This is a genomic window from Isoptericola croceus (genome assembly GCF_029382255.1).
GTDB classification, from domain to species: Bacteria; Actinomycetota; Actinomycetes; order Actinomycetales; family Cellulomonadaceae; genus Isoptericola; species Isoptericola croceus.
This window is the reverse complement of sequence record NZ_JARLLG010000014.1, coordinates 66864-84756: the sequence shown is the minus strand read 5'-3', so window position 1 is coordinate 84756 and position 17893 is coordinate 66864. Positions and strand designations below refer to the sequence as shown.

Here is a 17893-nt window from a genome sequence, read left to right as displayed (position 1 = left end):
CGAGGGCTGACCCGGAGCGAGCTTGCGAGGGCAGGGGCGGACCGACCATCGGACCCGAGGGCTGACCCGGAGCGAGCTTGCGAGGGCAGGGGCGGACCGGTGGTCGCCCGGCGGAACCACCGCTGTTTGCGCTGGTCAGGCCCGATGTGACCGGCGCGACACGCCGTCGTGTCGCGTGTCTGCTGCGGATGGTGCAGAATCCGGGGGCCGAACGGGAACAAAACCCGTCCGTCAAGCATTATCAGCGCGTACCACCACCGACCCCCACGGAGTGTGACACCACAGATGGCCACCGACTACGACGCACCCCGCAAGAACGAAGAGGACAACGAGCAGGACTCCATCCAGGAGCTCCAGGCCCGTCGTTCCGACAAGTCGTCGGGTGTCGTCGACGAGGACGAGACGGAGGCTGCGGAAGGGTTCGAGCTTCCGGGCGCCGACCTGTCCGGTGAGGAGCTCGCCGTGCGCGTCCTGCCTCGCCAGGCGGACGAGTTCACGTGCTCGAACTGCTTCCTCGTGCACCACCGCAGCCAGCTGGCCTATGAGAAGAAGGGCCGGATGATCTGCACGGAGTGCGCCGCCTGACGGTCGACCGACCGTGGGGCGGGGTTCCCGACAACCAGGCCGTCATGTCCTCGACGTGACGGCCTTTGTCGTCCCCGGCTCAGGCCGGGCCGGCGGCCTCGGCCAGAGCTGCGGCCAGATCGTCGGGCCGCCGGGTGGAGACGAGCCAGTACGGCGTGGGGTCCAGCGGATCGTTCAGCTCGACCTTCAGGCCGGTGCGGGCCCAGCTCCGCAGGCACGCGTAGGCGCGGGCATCGAGCTCCGGGCCGAGCTGCACCCGCATCTCCTCCGCGCTGAACACCGGGGTCACGGAGCCGAGGAGTGCGACAGGGACGTGCGCGCTGCCGGCGCGCAGCTCGCCGCCGGAGACCTCCACCACCGGCGCGGTGGCGACGAGCGTCGCGATGGCGCCGGCCGCGACGACGACCCCCGCTCCCGGCGCGACGAGCGGGGCCAGCGGCAGGATCACCACGGCCACGATGACCCCGAGCCCGACGCCGGCGATCCATGCTCCCGGACCGGGCAGGAGCCGCTCACGGAACTCTGGTTGCGGGAGGGGGCCCGTGACGTCGGATGGCCGGGTGGACGCGTCGTTCATGGGCACATCATCGCAGGCCCCGGGTGTCCGCTAGGCTGCCCGGGTGCCTGAGAACGCGAGCCCGACGGTGACCGACCCGAGCACGGTCGACGTGCTCGTCACGCTCCTGGACGACGGGGTCCCGGCGCCGACGTACGCCCACCCGGGCGATGCCGGTGCCGACCTGGTCACCACCGAGGACGTCGAGCTCGGTCCGCTGCAGCGCCGGGTGGTGCCGACCGGCGTCGCCATCGCGCTGCCCGAGGGGTTCGCCGCCTTCGTCCACCCGCGTTCAGGGCTGGCCGCCAAGCACGGCGTCACGGTCGTCAATGCTCCCGGCACCGTCGACGCGGGTTATCGCGGCGAGATCAAGGTCGTGCTGGCGAACACGGACCCGCACGAGACCGTCCGGCTGCGCCGGGGGGACCGCGTCGCTCAGCTCGTGATCCAGCGGGTGGAGCACGCCCGGTTCATGGTGGCCGAGCGGTTGCCCGGCTCGCATCGCGGCTCCGGCGGATTCGGGTCGAGCGGTGGGGTGTCGCAGGCCTGACCTGCGCGTTCCCGGCCGCTGTCCCCGGCGGTCTAACCTGGAGTACATGACGGCGGTGCGCCGTCGGAATCGACGAGACAAGGAGATCCCTGGTGGGTCTGTTCCGGCGCAAGGCGTCGACGAAGGCGACGGAGTCCGTGACCACGGACGAGGTCTCGGGCGTGCCGGACGGGGCCCGCGAGGCCGAGGAGCCGACGGCGGAGGCGCCCGGTCGCGGGCCGTTCGACTCCACGCAGGTCACGGCCATGGGCCCGCGCGTCGACCTCGGAGCTATCTGGCTGCCCGTCCTGCCCGGCCTGCAGCTGCGCATGGAGGTCGACAAGAAGTCGCAGAAGGTGACCGGTGTGGCTGCCTCGCTGCAGGGCTCGGTGCTGCAGGTCCAGGCGTTCGCCGCGCCCAAGAGCGGGGGCATCTGGGACGAGGTGCGCGAGGAGATCGGCGCGTCCCTGACGAAGCAGGGCGGCACGGTCGACGACGTCCCCGGCACCTTCGGCCGTGAGCTGATGGCCCGCATCCCGGCGAAGACCGCCGAGGGCAAGGCGGCCGTGCGGCCGGCGCGGTTCATCGGCCACGACGGCCCCCGATGGTTTCTGCGCGGCGTGCTCTCCGGGCGTGCGGCGGTCGACGCCGAGGCGGCCAAGCCGCTGGAGTCCGTCTTCGCGAACATCGTCGTGGTGCGTGACAGCAACCCTCGTCCGCCACGAGACCTGCTCACGCTGACGCTGCCCGAGCAGTCGCGCAAGGACGGAGCCGAGGCAGGCCCGCCGAACGCCACGCCGGAAGCGCCGTCCTTCGACCCGCTGACCCGCGGGCCGGAGATCACCGAGATCCGCTGAGGCCACCATGTCGCTGCGCAGCAGGGTCCGTTCGGCGCTCGCCTCGACCGAGGACATCGCCGCCGACGAGGAACGCACCGCAGCGGCACTCGTCACCGGGTGCCGCCCTCTCGACGAGCTGCACCCGCGTGAGCGCGGCTCGGCGTCCGGCGTCCTGCGCTCGGTCGTCCTGCGCCCGCGGGAGCGGGTCCCTACCGTGGAGGCCGAGCTGTACGACGGCTCGGGCACCCTGCACCTGGTGTGGCTCGGCCGGCGCGAGATCGCCGGCATCAGGCCCGGCCGCAGGCTGCGTGTCGAGGGCATGGTGACGGTCCGCGAGGGCCGTCGCACGATGTACAACCCGCGCTACGAGTTGCGCGCGCGGGCCGGCGAATGAACCCGACGGACGAGGAGCACGTGGACGAGCACACACCGGAGCAGGTCCCGGCGCGACGCGGCATGCGGTCCTTGACGGCCGACTCCTTCTCCTTCGCCGAGGCGGTCGGCGGGGTACGTGGCGTGGTCGAGGCGGTGCTGCCCGGGCTCGTCTTCGTGGTGGTGTTCGTGATCACCGAGGACCTGACGGCGTCGCTGGTCACCGCGGCGGCAGCGGCACTGGTGGCGGTCGTGGCGAGGCTCGTGCAGCGCACCCCGGTCACCCAGGCGCTCGGCGGTGTGCTCGGGATCGCCGTCGGCGTGTTCTGGGCGTGGCGTTCGGGCGAGGCGCAGGACTTCTACGCCTGGGGCCTGTGGACCAACGCGGCCTACCTGCTGGCCTTCGTGGTGTCGATCCTCGTGCGGTGGCCGCTGGTGGGCTTGTTCGTCGAGGCGATCCGGTCGGGCTTCTCCGACCCTGCCGCGCGACGCGGTGACAGGGACGCCCCTGGCGACACGGCCGAGCCGGCGGACGAGGAGCCCGAGCAGAGCCCGTTCGCCGCACTGGCGGCCTGGCGCACCGACGCCGACCTGGTGCGCCGGTACACGATCGCGAGCTGGTTCTGGGTAGGGCTCTTCGGGATCCGGCTGGCCGTCAAGGTACCGCTCTACCTGACCGGCGACGTCGGGTGGCTCGGCACGATGCACCTGGCCCTCGGCGTCCCGCTGTGGGGCCTGGTCCTGTGGCTCACCTGGGTCGTGGTGCGCGGCGCCCACGACCGGCGGGGCGCCGCCGGCTGACGGTTCAGCCGAGCTCTGGCCCGTCCACGACGAGCTGCTGCAGCGTCGCGGGGTCGGCGTCCGTACCGGTGACGAACATCAGCTCGTCGCCGGCCTCGAGCGCGTCGTCGGCCGTCGGGCTGAACGGCTGCGTCCCGCGCACGACGCAGGCCAGCACCGTGTCGGTGGGCCAGACGACGTCGCTGACCCGCAGGCCCACGAGCGGTGACTCCTCGGGCAGCGTGACCTCGTAGATGTCGGCACCCGACTGGTGGAACGTGAAGATCCGCACCAGGTCGCCCACCGACACGGCCTCCTCGACCATCGCGGTCATGATGCGCGGGGTGGAGACGGCGACGTCGACCCCCCAGGACTCGTCGAACATCCACTCGTTGCGCGGGTTGTTGACCCGCGCGACCGTGCGCGGCACCGCGAACTCCGTCTTGCTCAGCAGGGAGAAGACGAGGTTGACCTTGTCGTCCCCGGTCGCGCCGACGACCACGTCCGCGGAGGACACGTCGGCACCGGACAGCGACGACGTCTCGCAGGCGTCGGCGAGCAGCCAGTCAGCCTCGGGCACCTGCGCGACCCGCATGGCCGACGGATTCCTGTCGATGAGGACGACCTCGTGGTCGTTGGCGAGGAGCTCGGCGGCGATGGAGCGGCCGACCGAGCCTGCTCCGGCGATGACGACCCGCATCAGTCCAGATCCTCCTCGGGCCCGGGGGCGTGGGTGATCAGCCGCTCGACGCGGGGGGCGTCGTCGGAGTGCATGAGCACGTGCAGCTCGTCGTTCTCCTGCAGCAGGGTGGCGGGGTCGACGATCCGCCCCTCGGCGTACCGGGTGATGAAGGCCACGCGGGCGCCGGTGGTCGCCTCGATGCGCCGCACGGACAGCCCGAGCCAGCCCGGGTGGTAGTCGACCTGCGCGAGCCGGACGGCGCCCGACGGGTCGCGGTACTCGTCGGTGGCGCCGAGCGGGAGCATGCGCCGCATCACCTGGTCGGCCGTCCAGCGCACCGTGGCGACCGTCGGGATGCCTAGGCGCTGATAGATCTCGGCACGGTGCGGGTCATAGATCCGGGCGACCACGTGCTCCACGCCGTAGGTCTCGCGGGCGACCCGCGCGGCGAGCACGTTCGAGTTGTCGCCGTCGGACACCGCGGCAAACCCGTAGGTGTCCTCGATTCCTGCCTGGGCCAAGGTCTCACGGTCGAAGCCGACACCGGTCACCTTGTGTCCGGAGAACTCGGAGCCGAGCCGACGGAAGGCATCGGGGTTCTGGTCGATGACGGCCACCGAGTGGCCGCGCGACTCGATCGCCTGTGCGAGCGAGGAGCCCACGCGGCCGCATCCCATGATCACGAAGTGCACATCACGGAACGCTATACCCACCACCGGCCGCGCGCCGAACTGCGCCTGCGCGCGCGGACGGGCATAGCATGAGCCACCGTGTCGGACATCGCAGACGCCGCCAAGCGGTTGCTCGTAGGGCGGCCCCTGCGCAGCGAGAGCTCAAAGCGCTCCCTGCTGCCCAAACGGGTCGCCCTGCCGGTCTTCGCCTCGGACGCGCTGTCGTCCATGGCGTACGCCCCTGACGAGATCCTCCTGATGCTGGCGATCGCGGGCCTCGCGGCCACCGCGCTGTCGCCCTGGGTGGGTCTCGTCGTCGTCGTCGTGCTCCTCGTGGTGGTCGCCTCCTACCGCCAGATCGTGCGGGCCTACCCGTCGGGCGGCGGCGACTACGAGGTTGCCACGACCAATCTCGGGCAGACGGCGGGGATCGGCGTGGCCTCGGCCCTGATGCTCGACTACGTGCTCACCGTCGCCGTGTCGCTGTCCGCGGCGTCGCAGTACCTGGCCGTGCTGGTGCCGGCCGCTCGAGGGCAGGAGCCGCTCGTCGCCGTCGCCCTCGTCACCGCGCTGACCGTCGTCAACCTGCGAGGGGTCCGGGAGTCGGCCTGGGTGTTCGTGGTGGTGATCTACTGCTTCATGGCCGCGCTCGGTGTCCTCGCCGTCGTCGGCGCCGTGCAGTTCTGGTCGGGCGAGATGCCGCAGGCGCCCAGCGCGGACCTGGAGCTCGTGCCTGCCGCGGGGTTCGAGCAGGGCCTGCTCGGGATCGCCGGGGCGTTCCTCGTGGCGCGCGCCTTCGCCTCGGGCGCCGTCGCGCTCACCGGGGTCGAGGCGATCACGAGCGACGTGCCGGCGTTCCAGCGGCCCAAGCGTCGCAACGCCGCCACCACGCTCGCGCTCCTCGGTGCGATCTCTGCCGCCATGCTCATGACGATCCTGTTCCTGGCGCAGGCGACCGGGGTGAAGTTCGTCGAGGACCCGCCCTCGCAGCTCACCCGCGACGGCGTGCCGGTCGGTGACGAGTACGAGCAGCACCCCGTGCTCGCCCAGCTCGCGGAGACCGTGTTCGGCGGGCTCTCGCTCGTCGCTGCCGTGATCATCGGCGTCACCGCGCTGGTGCTGCTGCTCGCGGCGAACACCGCCTTCCACGGGTTCCCCGTGCTCGGTTCGCTGCTGGCCAAGGACGGTTACCTGCCGCGCCAGCTCCACACCCGCGGTGACCGGATGGCGTTCTCCAACGGCATCGTCACGCTGGCCGTGGCGGCGGGTGTGCTGGTCCTGGCCTTCGACGCGGAGGTCACCGCTCTCATCCAGCTGTACATCGTGGGCGTCTTCGTGTCGTTCACACTCTCGCAGCTCGGGATGCTGCGGCACTGGACGCGCGAGCTGCGCAAGGAGCCGAACCCCAAGGTCCGCGGGCGCATGAAGTGGTCGCGGGTGCTCAACGGGACCGGGTTCGTCCTGACGTCCGCCGTGCTGGTGATCGTCCTGGTGACCAAGTTCACCCACGGTGCCTGGATCACGGTCGGGGCGATGGGGGTCCTCTTCCTGCTGATGCGGGGAATCCGCCGCCACTACACGCGGGTGCGGTCGGAGCTCGCCCTCGACGACGTCGCCGGTGCCCGGGCCCTGCCCAGCCGTGTGCACGCCGTCGTGCTCGTCTCGCGGGTGCACAAGCCGACGATGCGCGCGCTGGCGTACGCACGGGCCTCGCGGCCGTCGGTGCTGGAGGCCGTGACCGTCGGCGTCGACGAGGACGAGATCAACGACCTGCGCCGGCAGTGGGAGGCGCTCGACCTCCCGGTGGCGCTGCGGGTGCTGGACTCCCCGTACCGGGAGATCACCCGGCCGGTCCTGCACTACGTGCGCTCGCTGCGCAGCGAGTCACCCCGCGATCTCGTGGTCGTCTACATCCCCGAGTACGTCGTCGGGCGCTGGTGGGAGCACCTGCTGCACAACCAGTCTGCCCTGCGCCTCAAGGGCCGGCTGCTGTTCACCCCGGGGGTCGTCGTCGCCTCGGTGCCCTGGCAGCTGTCGTCCTCGGCGGGCTTCACCGGGCTCGACGGTGAGGACGTCGGGGAACCTCGTCCGCTCTGAGCGGGTGACAATGGGGCGGTGACCCGACCCCGCCGCTCGTCCCCCCGCTCTCGCCCCATCGACCCGAACGTCGGCCTCGAGCTTCAGCTCGACGTCGGCCCCGTCGCGCACGGCGGCCACTGCGTCGCCCGGCACGAGGGCCGCGTGGTCTTCGTGCGCCACACCCTGCCCGGCGAGACCGTCCGGGCCAGGGTGACCGAGGGCGGCAAGAAGTTCTGGCGCGCCGACGCGATCGAGGTCCTGGAGGCGTCGCCCGACCGCGTCGAGGCGGCCTGGCCGGCCGCCGGCCCGGGTGGCGTCGGCGGGGGAGAGCTGTCCCACGTCGCGCTGCCGGCGCAGCGCCGGTGGAAAGAGACCGTCCTCGCCGAGCAGATGCAGCGGCTCGCCGGCCTGACCCCCGAGGTCACGGTCGAGGCAGCACCCGGGGACGACGAGCGCGGCGGTCTCGGCTACCGCAGCCGTGTGGAGCTCGTGACCGACGGCGAGGGCCGGGCCGGGATGCGTCGCTTCCGTTCGCACGACATCGTCCCGCTCGACGCGATGCCCCTGGGGACGCCCGAGGTGGCGGCGCTCGCGGCGACCGAGGGCGTCTTCACCCGACGGTGGCGGCCGGGTCAGCGGATCGACCTCGTCGCGCCGTCGGGAGGCGCCGACACCCTGATGCTCGTCGACGGGACCCCCTGGCGTCGCGGACGGCCGGACTTCCGCCCGAACGCGCGCCGAGCGGTGACCGAGACGGTGCCGGCCGGGGGAGCCGAGTACCGGTACCGCGTCGCCGCGGACGGCTTCTGGCAGGTGCACCGGGCGGCGCCGGCCGTGCTGGCCGGGGCGGTGCTGGACGCCGTCGGTGACGTCGCCGGGGGGACGGTCCTGGACCTCTACTCGGGCGCCGGGCTGTTCACGCTCCCGCTCGCGGCCGCGGTGACGTCGAGCGGGCGGGTGGTCGCGGTCGAGGGTGACGAGCAGGCGGTCAAGGACGCCCGGCGCAACGTGCACGGCCTGGACCACGTCGACCTGCGGCTGGGTGCGGTCGACCGGGTGCTCGCCGGGAAGGGCACCGACGGGGACGCCGCCGGGGAGCCGGTGGGTCCCGTGGACACGGTGGTGCTGGATCCTCCGCGCGCCGGTGCCGGGCGGGCCGTCGTCGAGGCGATCGCCGATCGCGCCCCGGGCCGGATCGTCTACGTGGCGTGCGACCCGGCGGCGCTCGCCCGTGACGTCGGGCTGCTCGGCGAGCGGGGGTACGCCCTGACGGGGCTGCGGGCGTTCGACCTGTTCCCGCAGACCCACCACCTGGAGGCGGTCGCGGTCCTGGACCGCTGACCGGCCCGTCGATACGGTCGGACCCATGGGCGAACGAGAGCCGGTGCGGCGCTGGCTGCCGCTGCGGCTGATGATCATCGGCGTCGTGGTCGCCGCGGCGGTGCTGGTCGCACTGCTGGTGCGCTCGCCCGGATCAGGGTCGGTGGCGCTGCACACCTACCCGGGTCTGCCGGACGGTGTGGAGGCCGACCTGATCGATCCTGAGCCCAGTTGGCTGCTCGCCCCCGAGTCCGGCCGGCTCGCTGTCTATGCCGCGGGGAGCTCGTCCTGCCCGTGGGTACCGGACGAGGTCTCCGCGTCAGGGGACCGCGTGACCGTCGTCCTGCGCACCGCGGCGGGGGACTGCACCGCTGACCTGGGCTGGTCCACGAGCGTCGTGGCCGTGCCGGACGGGGTCGACCTCGAGCGGCTGGAGGTCGACCTCGTCCTGGACGGCTGAGGCCCGGCCGTCAGGCGATCCGCGACGCCGCCGAGCCGAGCCCGAGCCAGGTGTGGCGGTTACCCCACCAGCACCAGCCCACCTTCGCAGCGCCCCGCCGCTGCGAACCGTCCCGCCCGGTCCCGTTGGAGATCCATACCGCCGGCGTGCGGGTGTCGAACGAGCCGTCCGGCTTGCGCAGCCGGGACCCGATGGTCATGAAGCAGCGGTTGCGTTCCAGCGCCTCGGGCGCCTGCAGCACCCACTGCAGGCCTTCGGTGAGGGTGAGCGGGGTGCGTCCGCGTCCGGCGATCTCCGGCGCGCCCTCGGCGGGCGACCAGTTGGCCAGGTCGTCGCCGCGATCGAGGCCGACGACGGCGTACACGTCGGCGCCCGGCTCGCTCACCGTCGGGGCGAACTCGTCGACGTCCGGCATGTCGACGACGACGAACCCTTCTCGCTCGACGACGCCGTCGCGGGTGCGCACGCTGCGGCGCAGGTGCGGGGCGACGGCCGACGGCGGCAGGTGGCGCGGGTGGATCACCAGGAGCGCCCCGGCGGGCGTGCGTGCGGCGAGGTCCGCGGCGGCCGAACGCAGGGCAGCGGCGCCGAGGTGGCCTCCGCCGTCGGGCAGCGGGCCGAGCTCGACGAGGCGTTCGGCCTGATCGGGGAGCGAAGGGAGCGCAAGGGGCATCCGGAGTCCTTCCGTGGGGAATCTGGCTCGGGTCCAACGCCCGGCGTCCCCAGGGTGTTCCCCCGGTGAGGCACTCCTAAGTATCTTGACGTCAAGATATATGGGTTATGCTGGGGCCAGCCCGGCGACCTCTGCGTACGCTGGGTGGAGCCCCCGGAAACCTCGGCGTCGGAACCGCTGCCACGTGCATGATCGGTGACCGCGCCGGACAGCCCCAGAAGGAGCCGCAGTGAGCAGCGTGGACACATTCGGATCGAAGGGAACCCTCGACGTCGCAGGGAGCTCGTACGAGATCTTCCGGCTGTCGGCCGTCGAGGGGCTCGAGCGCCTCCCGTACGCACTGAAGATCCTCGCCGAGAACCTCTTGCGGACCGAGGACGGCGTGAACACCACCGCCGATCACGTGCGTGCGCTCGCCGGGTGGGACCCGGACGCGCAGCCGAGCACGGAGATCCAGTTCACGCCGGCGCGCGTGATCATGCAGGACTTCACCGGCGTCCCGTGCGTCGTGGACCTGGCCACCATGCGTGAGGCCGTCGCCGAGCTCGGCGGGGACCCGACGCGGATCAACCCGCTCGCACCGGCCGAGATGGTCATCGACCACTCCGTGCAGATCGACGTCGCCGGCCGCGCCGACGCGTTCGAGCGCAACGTCGAGTTCGAGTACCAGCGCAACCACGAGCGCTACCAGTTCCTGCGCTGGGGCCAGACGGCGTTCGACGACTTCAAGGTGGTCCCCCCGGGCACCGGCATCGTCCACCAGGTCAACATCGAGTACCTGGCGCGCACGGTGATGACCCGTGACGTGGAGGTCGACGGGCAGAAGGTCCTGCGCGCCTACCCGGACACCTGCGTCGGCACCGACTCGCACACCACGATGGTCAACGGCCTCGGTGTGCTCGGCTGGGGCGTCGGCGGGATCGAGGCCGAGGCGGCCATGCTCGGCCAGCCCGTCTCGATGCTCATCCCGCGCGTCGTCGGCTTCAAGCTCACCGGCGAGATCCCGGCGGGCGTCACCGCGACCGACGTCGTGCTGACGATCACGCAGATGCTGCGCCAGCACGGCGTGGTCGGCAAGTTCGTCGAGTTCTACGGCTCCGGGGTCGGCCAGGTCCCGCTGGCGAACCGCGCCACCATCGGCAACATGTCGCCGGAGTTCGGTTCCACGGCCGCGATCTTCCCCATCGACGGCGTGACGGTCGACTACCTGCGCCTGACCGGCCGGTCCGAGGAGCAGCTCGCGCTCGTCGAGGCCTACGCCAAGGAGCAGGGCCTCTGGCTCGACCCGACGTCGCCCGACTACGTCGAGCCGACGTTCTCGGAGTACATGGAGCTCGACCTGTCCACCGTCGTGCCGTCGATCGCCGGTCCGAAGCGTCCGCAGGACCGCATCGAGCTCTCGCACGCCAAGGCGGCGTTCGCCCGCGACCTGCCGAACTACGCCGCGGACGTCATCGACGCCGTGGACGAGGCCGAGAAGGAGTCCTTCCCGGCCTCCGACTCGCCCTCCACCCACGCCCAGGTGCGCCGCACCGTGCCCGTCACCGACTCCGAGGGCAAGGAGTTCGAGCTCTTCCACGGTGCGGTCGCGATCGCCTCGATCACGAGCTGCACCAACACGTCGAACCCGTCGGTCATGCTCGCCGCCGCGCTGCTGGCGAAGAAGGCCGTCGAGGCGGGCCTCGAGGCCAAGCCGTGGGTCAAGACGTCCATGGCCCCGGGCTCGCAGGTGGTGACCAACTACTACGAGAAGGCCGGCATGTGGCCGTACCTGGAGAAGCTCGGCTTCCACCTGGTCGGCTACGGCTGCGCCACGTGCATCGGCAACTCCGGTCCGCTGGACGAGAAGGTCTCCGAGGCGGTCGCCGAGCACGACCTCGCCGTCGTCTCCGTGCTCTCCGGCAACCGCAACTTCGAGGGCCGGATCAACCCGGACGTCAAGATGAACTACCTGGCCTCGCCGCCGCTGGTCATCGCGTACGCCCTGGCCGGCACCATGGAGTTCGACTTCGACGCCGACCCGCTGGGCCGCGACGCGGACGGCAAGCCGATCTTCCTGCGCGACATCTGGCCCACCGCGGACGAGGTCGAGCGGACCATCGCGACGTCGATCAGCCGCGACATGTTCACGAAGGACTACGCGGACGTGTTCGCCGGCGACGACCGCTGGCGCGCGCTCGACACCCCGGAGGGCGACACGTTCTCCTGGGACACCGAGTCCACGTACGTGCGCAAGCCCCCGTACTTCGAGGGCATGGGCGCGGAGCCGTCGCCGGTCGAGGACATTGCCGGTGCGCGAGTGCTCGCCAAGCTCGGCGACTCGGTCACCACCGACCACATCTCGCCGGCCGGCGCCATCAAGCCGGACAGCCCGGCGGGCACGTACCTGGCCGAGCACGGCGTGGGTCGCCGTGACTTCAACTCCTACGGCTCGCGCCGCGGGAACCACGAGGTCATGATCCGCGGCACCTTCGCGAACATCCGCCTGAAGAACCAGCTCCTCGACGGTGTCGAGGGCGGCTTCACGTACAACTTCGTCAAGGGCGCCCAGGACACCATCTACGACGCGGCGCAGGACTATGCCGCGCAGGGCACCCCGCTCGTCGTGCTGGGCGGCAAGGAGTACGGCTCCGGCTCGTCGCGTGACTGGGCGGCCAAGGGCACCGCGCTCCTGGGCGTCAAGGCGGTCATCACCGAGTCGTTCGAGCGCATCCACCGCTCGAACCTGATCGGTATGGGCGTGCTGCCGCTGCAGTTCCCGGCCGGCGAGTCGGCGGGTTCGCTCGGCCTGGACGGTACCGAGACCTTCGACATCACCGGTGTCACGGCGCTCAACGACGGCACGACGCCGCAGACCGTCTCGGTGAAGGCCACGAAGGACGACGGCACGAGCGTCGAGTTCGACGCCGTGGTGCGCATCGACACCCCGGGTGAGGCGGACTACTACCGCAACGGCGGCATCCTGCAGTACGTGCTGCGCTCGCTCGTCGGCTGATGAGCTGATCGGCTCGCACAAGCGCCCCGTCAGGCTTCGGCCTGGCGGGGCGCGCACGTGTCGTGCCGTTCCGTGGTCCATCGTGTGCTGCCGGAGCATGTGAGATCTGACGGTCGCGTCTACAGGTGTCACCACTACTGCGGCTTGCATGCCTGTGACTGGGGCAAGCATGACGAAGCGTGCCCGTGAGAGCGCCAGCCATCTACGTTTGCTGTCACGCGACATCGGTACCACGCGCGGCCATGGCCGGCGACCAGACTCGTAGGGGCTCACGCATGGCAGCGGGCGAACCCTGGTTGACGGCGATCGACACCGGCCGCGATCAGGACATCGAACGACGCCAGGGTGCCTCCGGATCGGCCAGCGTCTTCAGTATGAGCCGGCACCAGACCTAGGCCCCCCGACGACCAGACGGGCGTGTCGCGGACGCGCCGGCGCCTCCTCGGCTCCGTGGTCGATGCCGACGCTGTTCCTGAGCTGGGTCGCGCTCTGGGTGAGGATGACCAGTGACTGCAGGGCCTGGCGAAGCGCCCGGTCCTCGTCGCTGACGGACTTGGCCACGAGGGCCGAGCGATTCCTGGGTAGCGTCGACCAGGGCAAGTACCTTCGCCGCACGGGCGTAGCTCGCCCGCCTGCGGTGAGCACGCATGGCGTTCGACTCGATCACCGCCGTGGCGGTGCTCACAGCGAGTCGAGGATCCGTTTCGGCGCTGTCGGTGAGTCTGTGCTGGTGATCCGGGGTGGACTGCGGATCTGGGAGAGCATTGAGCGCGTGCACGGTCAGCTCGGCAGCATTGCATGACCATCACGCGATACAGCAGAGCGGGCGCTTCCTGACGGCAGGAAGCGCCCGCTCTCGCCGCGACCTAGTTGGTCATCGGAGACTCTTCAGACCTGGGTTCCACAACGCGGCCAACGGGCTCACCGAGTGGTGCTGGCATGTCGCGTGGTCGAACGTGACTGGTGGGTGCTGCCGCTGCTCGGGAGGCGAGTGTAGGCAAGTCCCCGCTGTGGAGAGAGGTCAGCGTATAGCTATGTCGACGGTCAACGGGTACTCAGCGCTTCCGGGGAAGTGGTCGACGTTCAGGAGGAGCTGCTCGTCGTCCTGAACCAAGAAGGAGTTGACGACCATCCCGGAGGCGTCCTTCGCAAACGGTGGGAAGAACGTGATCGGTGTCGCGTCGTGCGATGACAGGGAGCCGTCCGGATTCTCAGTGAGATTCTCAATCGTGATTGCCGAGGATAGCGCGTCGACAGGTACGGCGAACAATGAGTCCTCAACGGTTTCATCGATGGTCAACCGAAGCCTGGTGGCACCCGACTCGTGAGTGGACGACCATAGCTGTGGGTCCCGGCACACCGGGTCCTCCGGGATCGCGCTCTGTTCGGCGGCGATGTCCTCAGCCAGTTGCCGAGCATCCTCGACCTCGAAGCCAGCACAGCCGCGCTGGCGCACCTTGGCTAGCACATCCGCATGGACGTCGAGCGACGATGTGGACCGTCTCCCTAGGGGGAACTCCCGGACTCGCCGATCCGCGCCGTGACCGTTGCAGACCAGGAGGACATAGTCTTCCAGGTCAGGTGACCGCTGACGCCGCACGGTCACCGGGAAGACGTCGACGTCCTCGGCCCCCGCCTCGATGAGCGCGTCGGCCATTCGCCGCGAGACCACGGTGATTGCCATCCCAGTGCTCCACAGCATGTCGGTCGGCTTGCCGTAGTTGACTATCTTGAGCCAAACCTGGTCGATGATCTGTCGGACGTTCCCGGAGGCGATGACATCGGAGATGTCTCGACCGTCGGGAAGCGTCAACGGATGGTCTGGATCCATCCCCTCCCAAGCGAGGTCGACCCACATCGATGAGCTCCCCGAGAGTACAAAACGGTCGTCGTGCACGGACAAGTCCGTGGGCGGTGATGCGAGCATGGTTCCTTTCGTTGACGCGACAGTGAGTCTTTCCCAGTAGCGGGCGGGTCGCCCGTCGACACGCCGTAGAGCCTGACCTGCGGCAACGCAGTACGGGATCCCGGTAGAACGGCCGTTCCTTCCACAGATCGACCAGAACGCGAACCTGCCCGGCACGATCTGTGGCCCGCGGTCAAGTCGATGCTGCCCTCGGTATACGACTAGCTGTTGCCGGTCATGTCGTCGCCTCCACGATCACCGACACCTACGGGGTGTCGTCATCGAGGCGCCGGGCCGATTCCGTCCAGCACCTCGTCCGGGGCTACTACTTCGTCTCGTTCGGATGGCTCGTATGCACCTGCTCGAGGAAAACCGTGCGGTCGTCAACGTAGAACCAGATGCGCGCAGTGCCCTTCACCGTCGGCTTGTGCTGCCAGCGCTCACGACGCTTCCCGCCGCGCTCGATCGTGCCGAGTTCACCCTTGAGGGGGTAGTTCGTCGGGGTCGTGGCCAGAGGCGTGCGCGTCAGGAAGTCCCAGGTCTGCGCCATTGAGTTCCGCATGGTCGCAACGAGGTCCCGCCAGCCCTTCTGCGCCTCTGTGGTCCCGAAGCGGATCTCATACTCCGCCTTCTTCGGGGGTCGGGGGACCAGCGCGCCCTTCTTGCCGGCCGCCACGATCAGGGACGCTCGACGGGCTCGGCCGCCTCGTCGTCGTCGAGCCACTCGAGGTCGACGTTGCCCAGCCCAGCTGCCATCGCGGTGGCCGTCTCCTTCCAGGACGTCAGCTCAGCGATCGCCAGGTGCGGCTGATCGGTCGAGAACGACGCGCGCGCAGCGTCGACGAGATCCTGCGCGCAGGTCTCTCGATCAGCAGGGGGGAGCGCCAGCATCCACGGGAAGGCCTTCGCCATGCGCTCGGCGAGCGTGCCGTTGTCGTCCAGCGTCACGGTGATGAGCTGCGCGGCGAAGTTCAGCAGGTGAGCACGACCGTCGGCCTCGCGCTGCGACATCAGCACCAGCGCCTCGCCGTCGCGCCGGGTCACGGTGACGGGGTGGTCCTCGGCCTCGGCAAAGACCTCGGCCGAGTGCTTGCTCAGGTCTGAGGAGCGCCGGGTCCGTGCGGGGAGGTCTGCGATGGCCATGAAACCATCATATTCGGAACGTGTTCGGAAGTCTATCGAGTGGCTCTCCTGCCTGCCGAGCCGACTGAGGTGGTCCTCGCTATCAGGCCTGCGTCGCCGAGGGCTGGGCGATCTCGCGGGCGCGGACGGCCACCACATCGGTCATTTGCTCGGAGAGCACCTTGTGGACGGTGCCGACGGGCACGCCCAGGACTCGGGCGATGGCCCTCATTGACGCTCCCCGTTCGCGCCCCTCGAAGAGAAGCCGGCCAAACTCGTCGACGTCCCGGCCGCAGAGGCCTTCGACGTCTTCGCCGTGCGGGCGAAGAAGAAGGTCAAGAACGCGCTGGCGTCTCTGCGGGCCGACACAGAGTTCATCCGACGGCTCCAGGACTGCAGCCGTTCCAGCACACGAGGGATCCGGCACACCACCCGCTGGCCCGGCTCTTGCTGCACACGAACCGCGCGCATCACCGCACGCCAGCGGCCACCGCGGTGCGGCTGATCACCATCTACCGTGAGGCTCAGACGCCTCGGTCGCTGCGCGACGCCGTGCAACGCACCGAGTAGCCGCTGTGGGGTGGCGACGTGATCGCCGAGACGCCGATGGTCCAGCGCGTGCTGACGATGCTCTTCCCGCCCGTCGGCGTGAACCGGCCCGGCGCCGACCATTGGCCGAAGCGCGTCGCGACGGCGCGGTCAGGCCTGAGATGCGGCATGGCCGGAGGGTGCGCGGTCCGCCGCCAGGACGTGCTCGACGACGGCCCGCACGACCGCGGGGTCGTCCAGCACGCGGTTGTGGCCCAGCCCGGGTGGCAGCAGGAGCTCGCTGCCGGGGTGTGCCGCGTGCAGGCGGCGAGCGTTCTCCGGGTCGTTCATGGTGTCGTCGGTGCTCTGGACGAACAGGGTGGGGACTCCGGCCGGGACGGGGCGCCGGGTCAGGTCGAGCTCGGTGCGCGGGTCGGCGACATCGGGGAACATGACCTGTGCCGCCCGGTCTGCGAGCCGGTCGTGCCACCGTGGCGGGATGCCGGACTGCCGCACGAAGGAGCCGACGACCGACTCGAACCCGGTCGGGGCCGCGATGGCCACGAACCGGTCGGCGGCCAGGCCGTCTCGCAGTGCGAGCCCGGCGGCCAGTCCTCCGAGGGAGTGGCCGACGACACCCGCGGCACGGCCGACCTGCTCCTGGAGGGCGCGGAGGACGGCGGCGTGCTGCACCGCCTGGGTGTAGCGGCCGGAGGACTCGCCGTGTGCGACGCCGTCGAACGCCACGGGCTGCAGGCCCGCCTCTCGGAACGCCTCGACGAGTCGACCGAACCGTGACGCTCGCAGCTGCCAGCCGTGGACGAGGAGGACCGGAGGAGCCGCAGGGTCGCCCCAGGCGTAGGTGGCGATGTGCTCGCCGGCGACGCGGATCGTCCCGCGGCGGGCGGCGTCGTGCACCTGCTGGTCCGCGGGGCGCACGCGTGCCGGTTGCCCGACGTGGCGCATGATGCGCAGGCCGAGCTCCACCGCCAGTGGCGGGGCGACCGTGCCGAGCAGCTGGAAGCCGGTGCGGACCGGGGCAGGGACGAATGGCACGGGATCCTCCTGAGCTCGATAACTGTACGATCGTTCGCACAGTAATACTGAACGAACGGTCGTACAATCGTCGTCATGCGTCAGATGGTGGAGAGCGCCTCGACCGACGGTCGACGCGCGCGCGGCGACCGCACGCGCCGGGCAGTGCTCGACCAGGCGGTGCAGGCCGCCTCCCTCGACGGGCTCGGGGGGTTGACCTTCGGTTCGCTGGCCGGCGTGGCGCCGGTGAACAAGAGCGGCATTGCCGGGCTGTTCGGCTCCAAGGAAAGGCTGCAGCTGGCCGTCGTGGAGCACGCCCGGACGCTGTTCGTCGATGCCGTCCTCGCACCGGCCCGGGCCGCGCCGCCCGGGCTGCGACGCCTGTGGGCCCTTGTCGGGTCATGGGTCGACTACTCGAGGTCCCGCGTGTTCGCCGGTGGCTGCTTCTTCCGGACGGCCGAGATCGAGCTCGACGGCCAGGACGGGCCGGTGCGCGACGCGGTCGTCGCGGCGCACCAGGAGTGGGAGGGGTACCTGCGCCACCATGTCGAGCTCGCGGCCGCCGCGGGCGAGCTCGCGGCGGACGTCGACGCCGAGCAGCTCGTCTTCGAGATCACCGCCCTGCTCGGCGGGGCGAACGACCGGTCCCTGCTGCTCGACGACGACGCGGTCTACGGGCGGGCGAGCGCAGCGGTCCGGGCCGTGCTCGTCGCCCGCGGTGCAGACCCCGCCGAGCTCGCCTGAGCGACCCGGCAGGCCGG

20 protein-coding genes are annotated in these 17893 nt (G+C 70.7%); 10 read left to right on the top strand and 10 right to left on the bottom strand.

Features of this window, described 5'->3' with window-relative positions; translation table 11 throughout:
* Nucleotides 1-285: 285 nt before the first annotated feature.
* Nucleotides 286-585: a DUF4193 domain-containing protein gene (locus PZC42_RS20175; RefSeq protein ID WP_277213775.1), complete on the top strand. Its 300-nt coding sequence runs from the start codon at nt 286-288 to the stop codon at nt 583-585.
* Nucleotides 586-664: 79 nt separating this feature from the next.
* On the opposite strand, the gene PZC42_RS20170 is transcribed toward PZC42_RS20175, so the two are convergent.
* Complete coding sequence (locus tag PZC42_RS20170; protein WP_277213773.1) at nt 665-1162, bottom strand: DUF3093 domain-containing protein; 498 nt, start codon at nt 1160-1162, stop codon at nt 665-667.
* A 43-nt stretch (nt 1163-1205) separates the two neighbouring features.
* Here PZC42_RS20170 and dut point away from each other — a divergent pair, with 43 nt between their 5' ends.
* From dut to PZC42_RS20150, 4 genes are all read left to right on the top strand, one after another.
* Entirely contained in the window at nt 1206-1691 is a 486-nt protein-coding gene (dut, locus tag PZC42_RS20165) for a dUTP diphosphatase (RefSeq protein WP_277213771.1), read from the top strand.
* A 92-nt stretch (nt 1692-1783) separates the two neighbouring features.
* Nucleotides 1784-2527, top strand: a complete 744-nt coding sequence (locus PZC42_RS20160) for a DUF3710 domain-containing protein (RefSeq protein WP_438802977.1) — start codon at nt 1784-1786, stop codon at nt 2525-2527.
* Between the two features lie 7 nt (nt 2528-2534).
* Nucleotides 2535-2903, top strand: coding sequence for an OB-fold nucleic acid binding domain-containing protein (locus PZC42_RS20155; protein ID WP_277213769.1), 369 nt, complete (start codon nt 2535-2537; stop codon nt 2901-2903).
* 20 nt (nt 2904-2923) lie between these two features.
* Nucleotides 2924-3682 (top strand): DUF3159 domain-containing protein, encoded by a 759-nt coding sequence (locus PZC42_RS20150; protein ID WP_277213767.1) that lies wholly within the window; start codon nt 2924-2926, stop codon nt 3680-3682.
* A gap of 4 nt (nt 3683-3686) precedes the next feature.
* Here the strand turns inward: PZC42_RS20150 and PZC42_RS20145 are convergent, their stop codons facing one another.
* Nucleotides 3687-4361, bottom strand: coding sequence for a potassium channel family protein (locus PZC42_RS20145; protein WP_277213765.1), 675 nt, complete (start codon nt 4359-4361; stop codon nt 3687-3689).
* The gene (locus tag PZC42_RS20140; protein ID WP_277213786.1) at nt 4361-5020 is read right to left on the bottom strand and encodes a potassium channel family protein; all 660 of its coding nucleotides are present in this window, start codon (nt 5018-5020) and stop codon (nt 4361-4363) included. Before PZC42_RS20140 ends, PZC42_RS20145 begins: the two co-directional genes overlap by 1 nt.
* Nucleotides 5021-5113: 93 nt before the next feature.
* On the opposite strand from PZC42_RS20140, the gene PZC42_RS20135 reads away from it, so the two are divergent.
* From PZC42_RS20135 to PZC42_RS20125, 3 genes are read left to right on the top strand one after another with little or no spacing between them, the layout of a single operon-like run.
* A complete protein-coding gene (locus PZC42_RS20135; RefSeq protein ID WP_277213763.1) occupies nt 5114-7111 on the top strand; it encodes an APC family permease in 1998 nt (665 codons plus the stop codon).
* Nucleotides 7112-7129: 18 nt separating this feature from the next.
* Entirely contained in the window at nt 7130-8434 is a 1305-nt protein-coding gene (locus PZC42_RS20130) for a class I SAM-dependent RNA methyltransferase (RefSeq protein WP_277213761.1), read from the top strand.
* Nucleotides 8435-8459: 25 nt separating this feature from the next.
* Nucleotides 8460-8873: a hypothetical protein gene (locus PZC42_RS20125; protein WP_277213760.1), complete on the top strand. Its 414-nt coding sequence runs from the start codon at nt 8460-8462 to the stop codon at nt 8871-8873.
* Nucleotides 8874-8883: 10 nt separating this feature from the next.
* On the opposite strand, the gene PZC42_RS20120 is transcribed toward PZC42_RS20125, so the two are convergent.
* A complete protein-coding gene (locus tag PZC42_RS20120; RefSeq protein ID WP_277213758.1) occupies nt 8884-9546 on the bottom strand; it encodes a DUF5701 family protein in 663 nt (220 codons plus the stop codon).
* 229 nt (nt 9547-9775) lie between these two features.
* On the opposite strand from PZC42_RS20120, the gene acnA reads away from it, so the two are divergent.
* Nucleotides 9776-12541, top strand: coding sequence for an aconitate hydratase AcnA (gene acnA / locus PZC42_RS20115; RefSeq protein WP_277213756.1), 2766 nt, complete (start codon nt 9776-9778; stop codon nt 12539-12541).
* Between the two features lie 1021 nt (nt 12542-13562).
* Here acnA and PZC42_RS20110 read toward each other — a convergent pair.
* The 6 genes from PZC42_RS20110 to PZC42_RS20085 form a co-directional block, all read right to left on the bottom strand.
* On the bottom strand, nt 13563-14438 hold the full coding sequence (locus PZC42_RS20110; RefSeq protein WP_277213754.1) for a hypothetical protein: 876 nt from the start codon (nt 14436-14438) through the stop codon (nt 13563-13565).
* A gap of 334 nt (nt 14439-14772) precedes the next feature.
* Nucleotides 14773-15123 (bottom strand): hypothetical protein, encoded by a 351-nt coding sequence (locus PZC42_RS20105; protein WP_277213752.1) that lies wholly within the window; start codon nt 15121-15123, stop codon nt 14773-14775.
* A gap of 2 nt (nt 15124-15125) precedes the next feature.
* Nucleotides 15126-15590, bottom strand: a complete 465-nt coding sequence (locus PZC42_RS20100; RefSeq protein ID WP_277213750.1) for a prevent-host-death protein — start codon at nt 15588-15590, stop codon at nt 15126-15128.
* An 82-nt stretch (nt 15591-15672) separates the two neighbouring features.
* Nucleotides 15673-15801: a hypothetical protein gene (locus PZC42_RS20095; protein ID WP_277213748.1), complete on the bottom strand. Its 129-nt coding sequence runs from the start codon at nt 15799-15801 to the stop codon at nt 15673-15675.
* A 292-nt stretch (nt 15802-16093) separates the two neighbouring features.
* Nucleotides 16094-16288 carry a hypothetical protein gene (locus tag PZC42_RS20090; protein ID WP_277213747.1) on the bottom strand — a complete coding sequence of 65 codons (195 nt, stop codon included), beginning with the start codon at nt 16286-16288 and terminating at the stop codon, nt 16094-16096.
* Nucleotides 16269-17153, bottom strand: a complete 885-nt coding sequence (locus PZC42_RS20085; RefSeq protein WP_277213745.1) for an alpha/beta fold hydrolase — start codon at nt 17151-17153, stop codon at nt 16269-16271. The genes PZC42_RS20090 and PZC42_RS20085 overlap by 20 nt, the downstream gene beginning before the upstream one ends.
* A gap of 75 nt (nt 17154-17228) precedes the next feature.
* Here PZC42_RS20085 and PZC42_RS20080 point away from each other — a divergent pair, with 75 nt between their 5' ends.
* Nucleotides 17229-17876: a TetR/AcrR family transcriptional regulator gene (locus PZC42_RS20080; protein WP_306575866.1), complete on the top strand. Its 648-nt coding sequence runs from the start codon at nt 17229-17231 to the stop codon at nt 17874-17876.
* The last annotated feature ends 17 nt before the right edge of the window (nt 17877-17893 follow it).

Excerpts from the sequence above, each read along its gene's own strand:
- PZC42_RS20125 (WP_277213760.1), top strand. The coding sequence starts at position 8,460 with ATGGGCGAACGAGAGCCGGTGCGGCGCTGGCTGCCGCTGCGGCTGATG.
- PZC42_RS20155 (WP_277213769.1), top strand. The coding sequence starts at position 2,535 with ATGTCGCTGCGCAGCAGGGTCCGTTCGGCGCTCGCCTCGACCGAGGAC.
- PZC42_RS20175 (WP_277213775.1), top strand. The coding sequence starts at position 286 with ATGGCCACCGACTACGACGCACCCCGCAAGAACGAAGAGGACAACGAG.
- PZC42_RS20145 (WP_277213765.1), bottom strand. The coding sequence starts at position 4,361 with ATGCGGGTCGTCATCGCCGGAGCAGGCTCGGTCGGCCGCTCCATCGCC.
- PZC42_RS20095 (WP_277213748.1), bottom strand. The coding sequence starts at position 15,801 with ATGAGGGCCATCGCCCGAGTCCTGGGCGTGCCCGTCGGCACCGTCCAC.
- PZC42_RS20100 (WP_277213750.1), bottom strand. The coding sequence starts at position 15,590 with ATGGCCATCGCAGACCTCCCCGCACGGACCCGGCGCTCCTCAGACCTG.
- PZC42_RS20090 (WP_277213747.1), bottom strand. The coding sequence starts at position 16,288 with ATGCCGCATCTCAGGCCTGACCGCGCCGTCGCGACGCGCTTCGGCCAA.
- PZC42_RS20120 (WP_277213758.1), bottom strand. The coding sequence starts at position 9,546 with ATGCCCCTTGCGCTCCCTTCGCTCCCCGATCAGGCCGAACGCCTCGTC.
- PZC42_RS20170 (WP_277213773.1), bottom strand. The coding sequence starts at position 1,162 with ATGAACGACGCGTCCACCCGGCCATCCGACGTCACGGGCCCCCTCCCG.
- PZC42_RS20140 (WP_277213786.1), bottom strand. The coding sequence starts at position 5,020 with ATGGGATGCGGCCGCGTGGGCTCCTCGCTCGCACAGGCGATCGAGTCG.
- PZC42_RS20080 (WP_306575866.1), top strand. The coding sequence starts at position 17,229 with ATGCGTCAGATGGTGGAGAGCGCCTCGACCGACGGTCGACGCGCGCGC.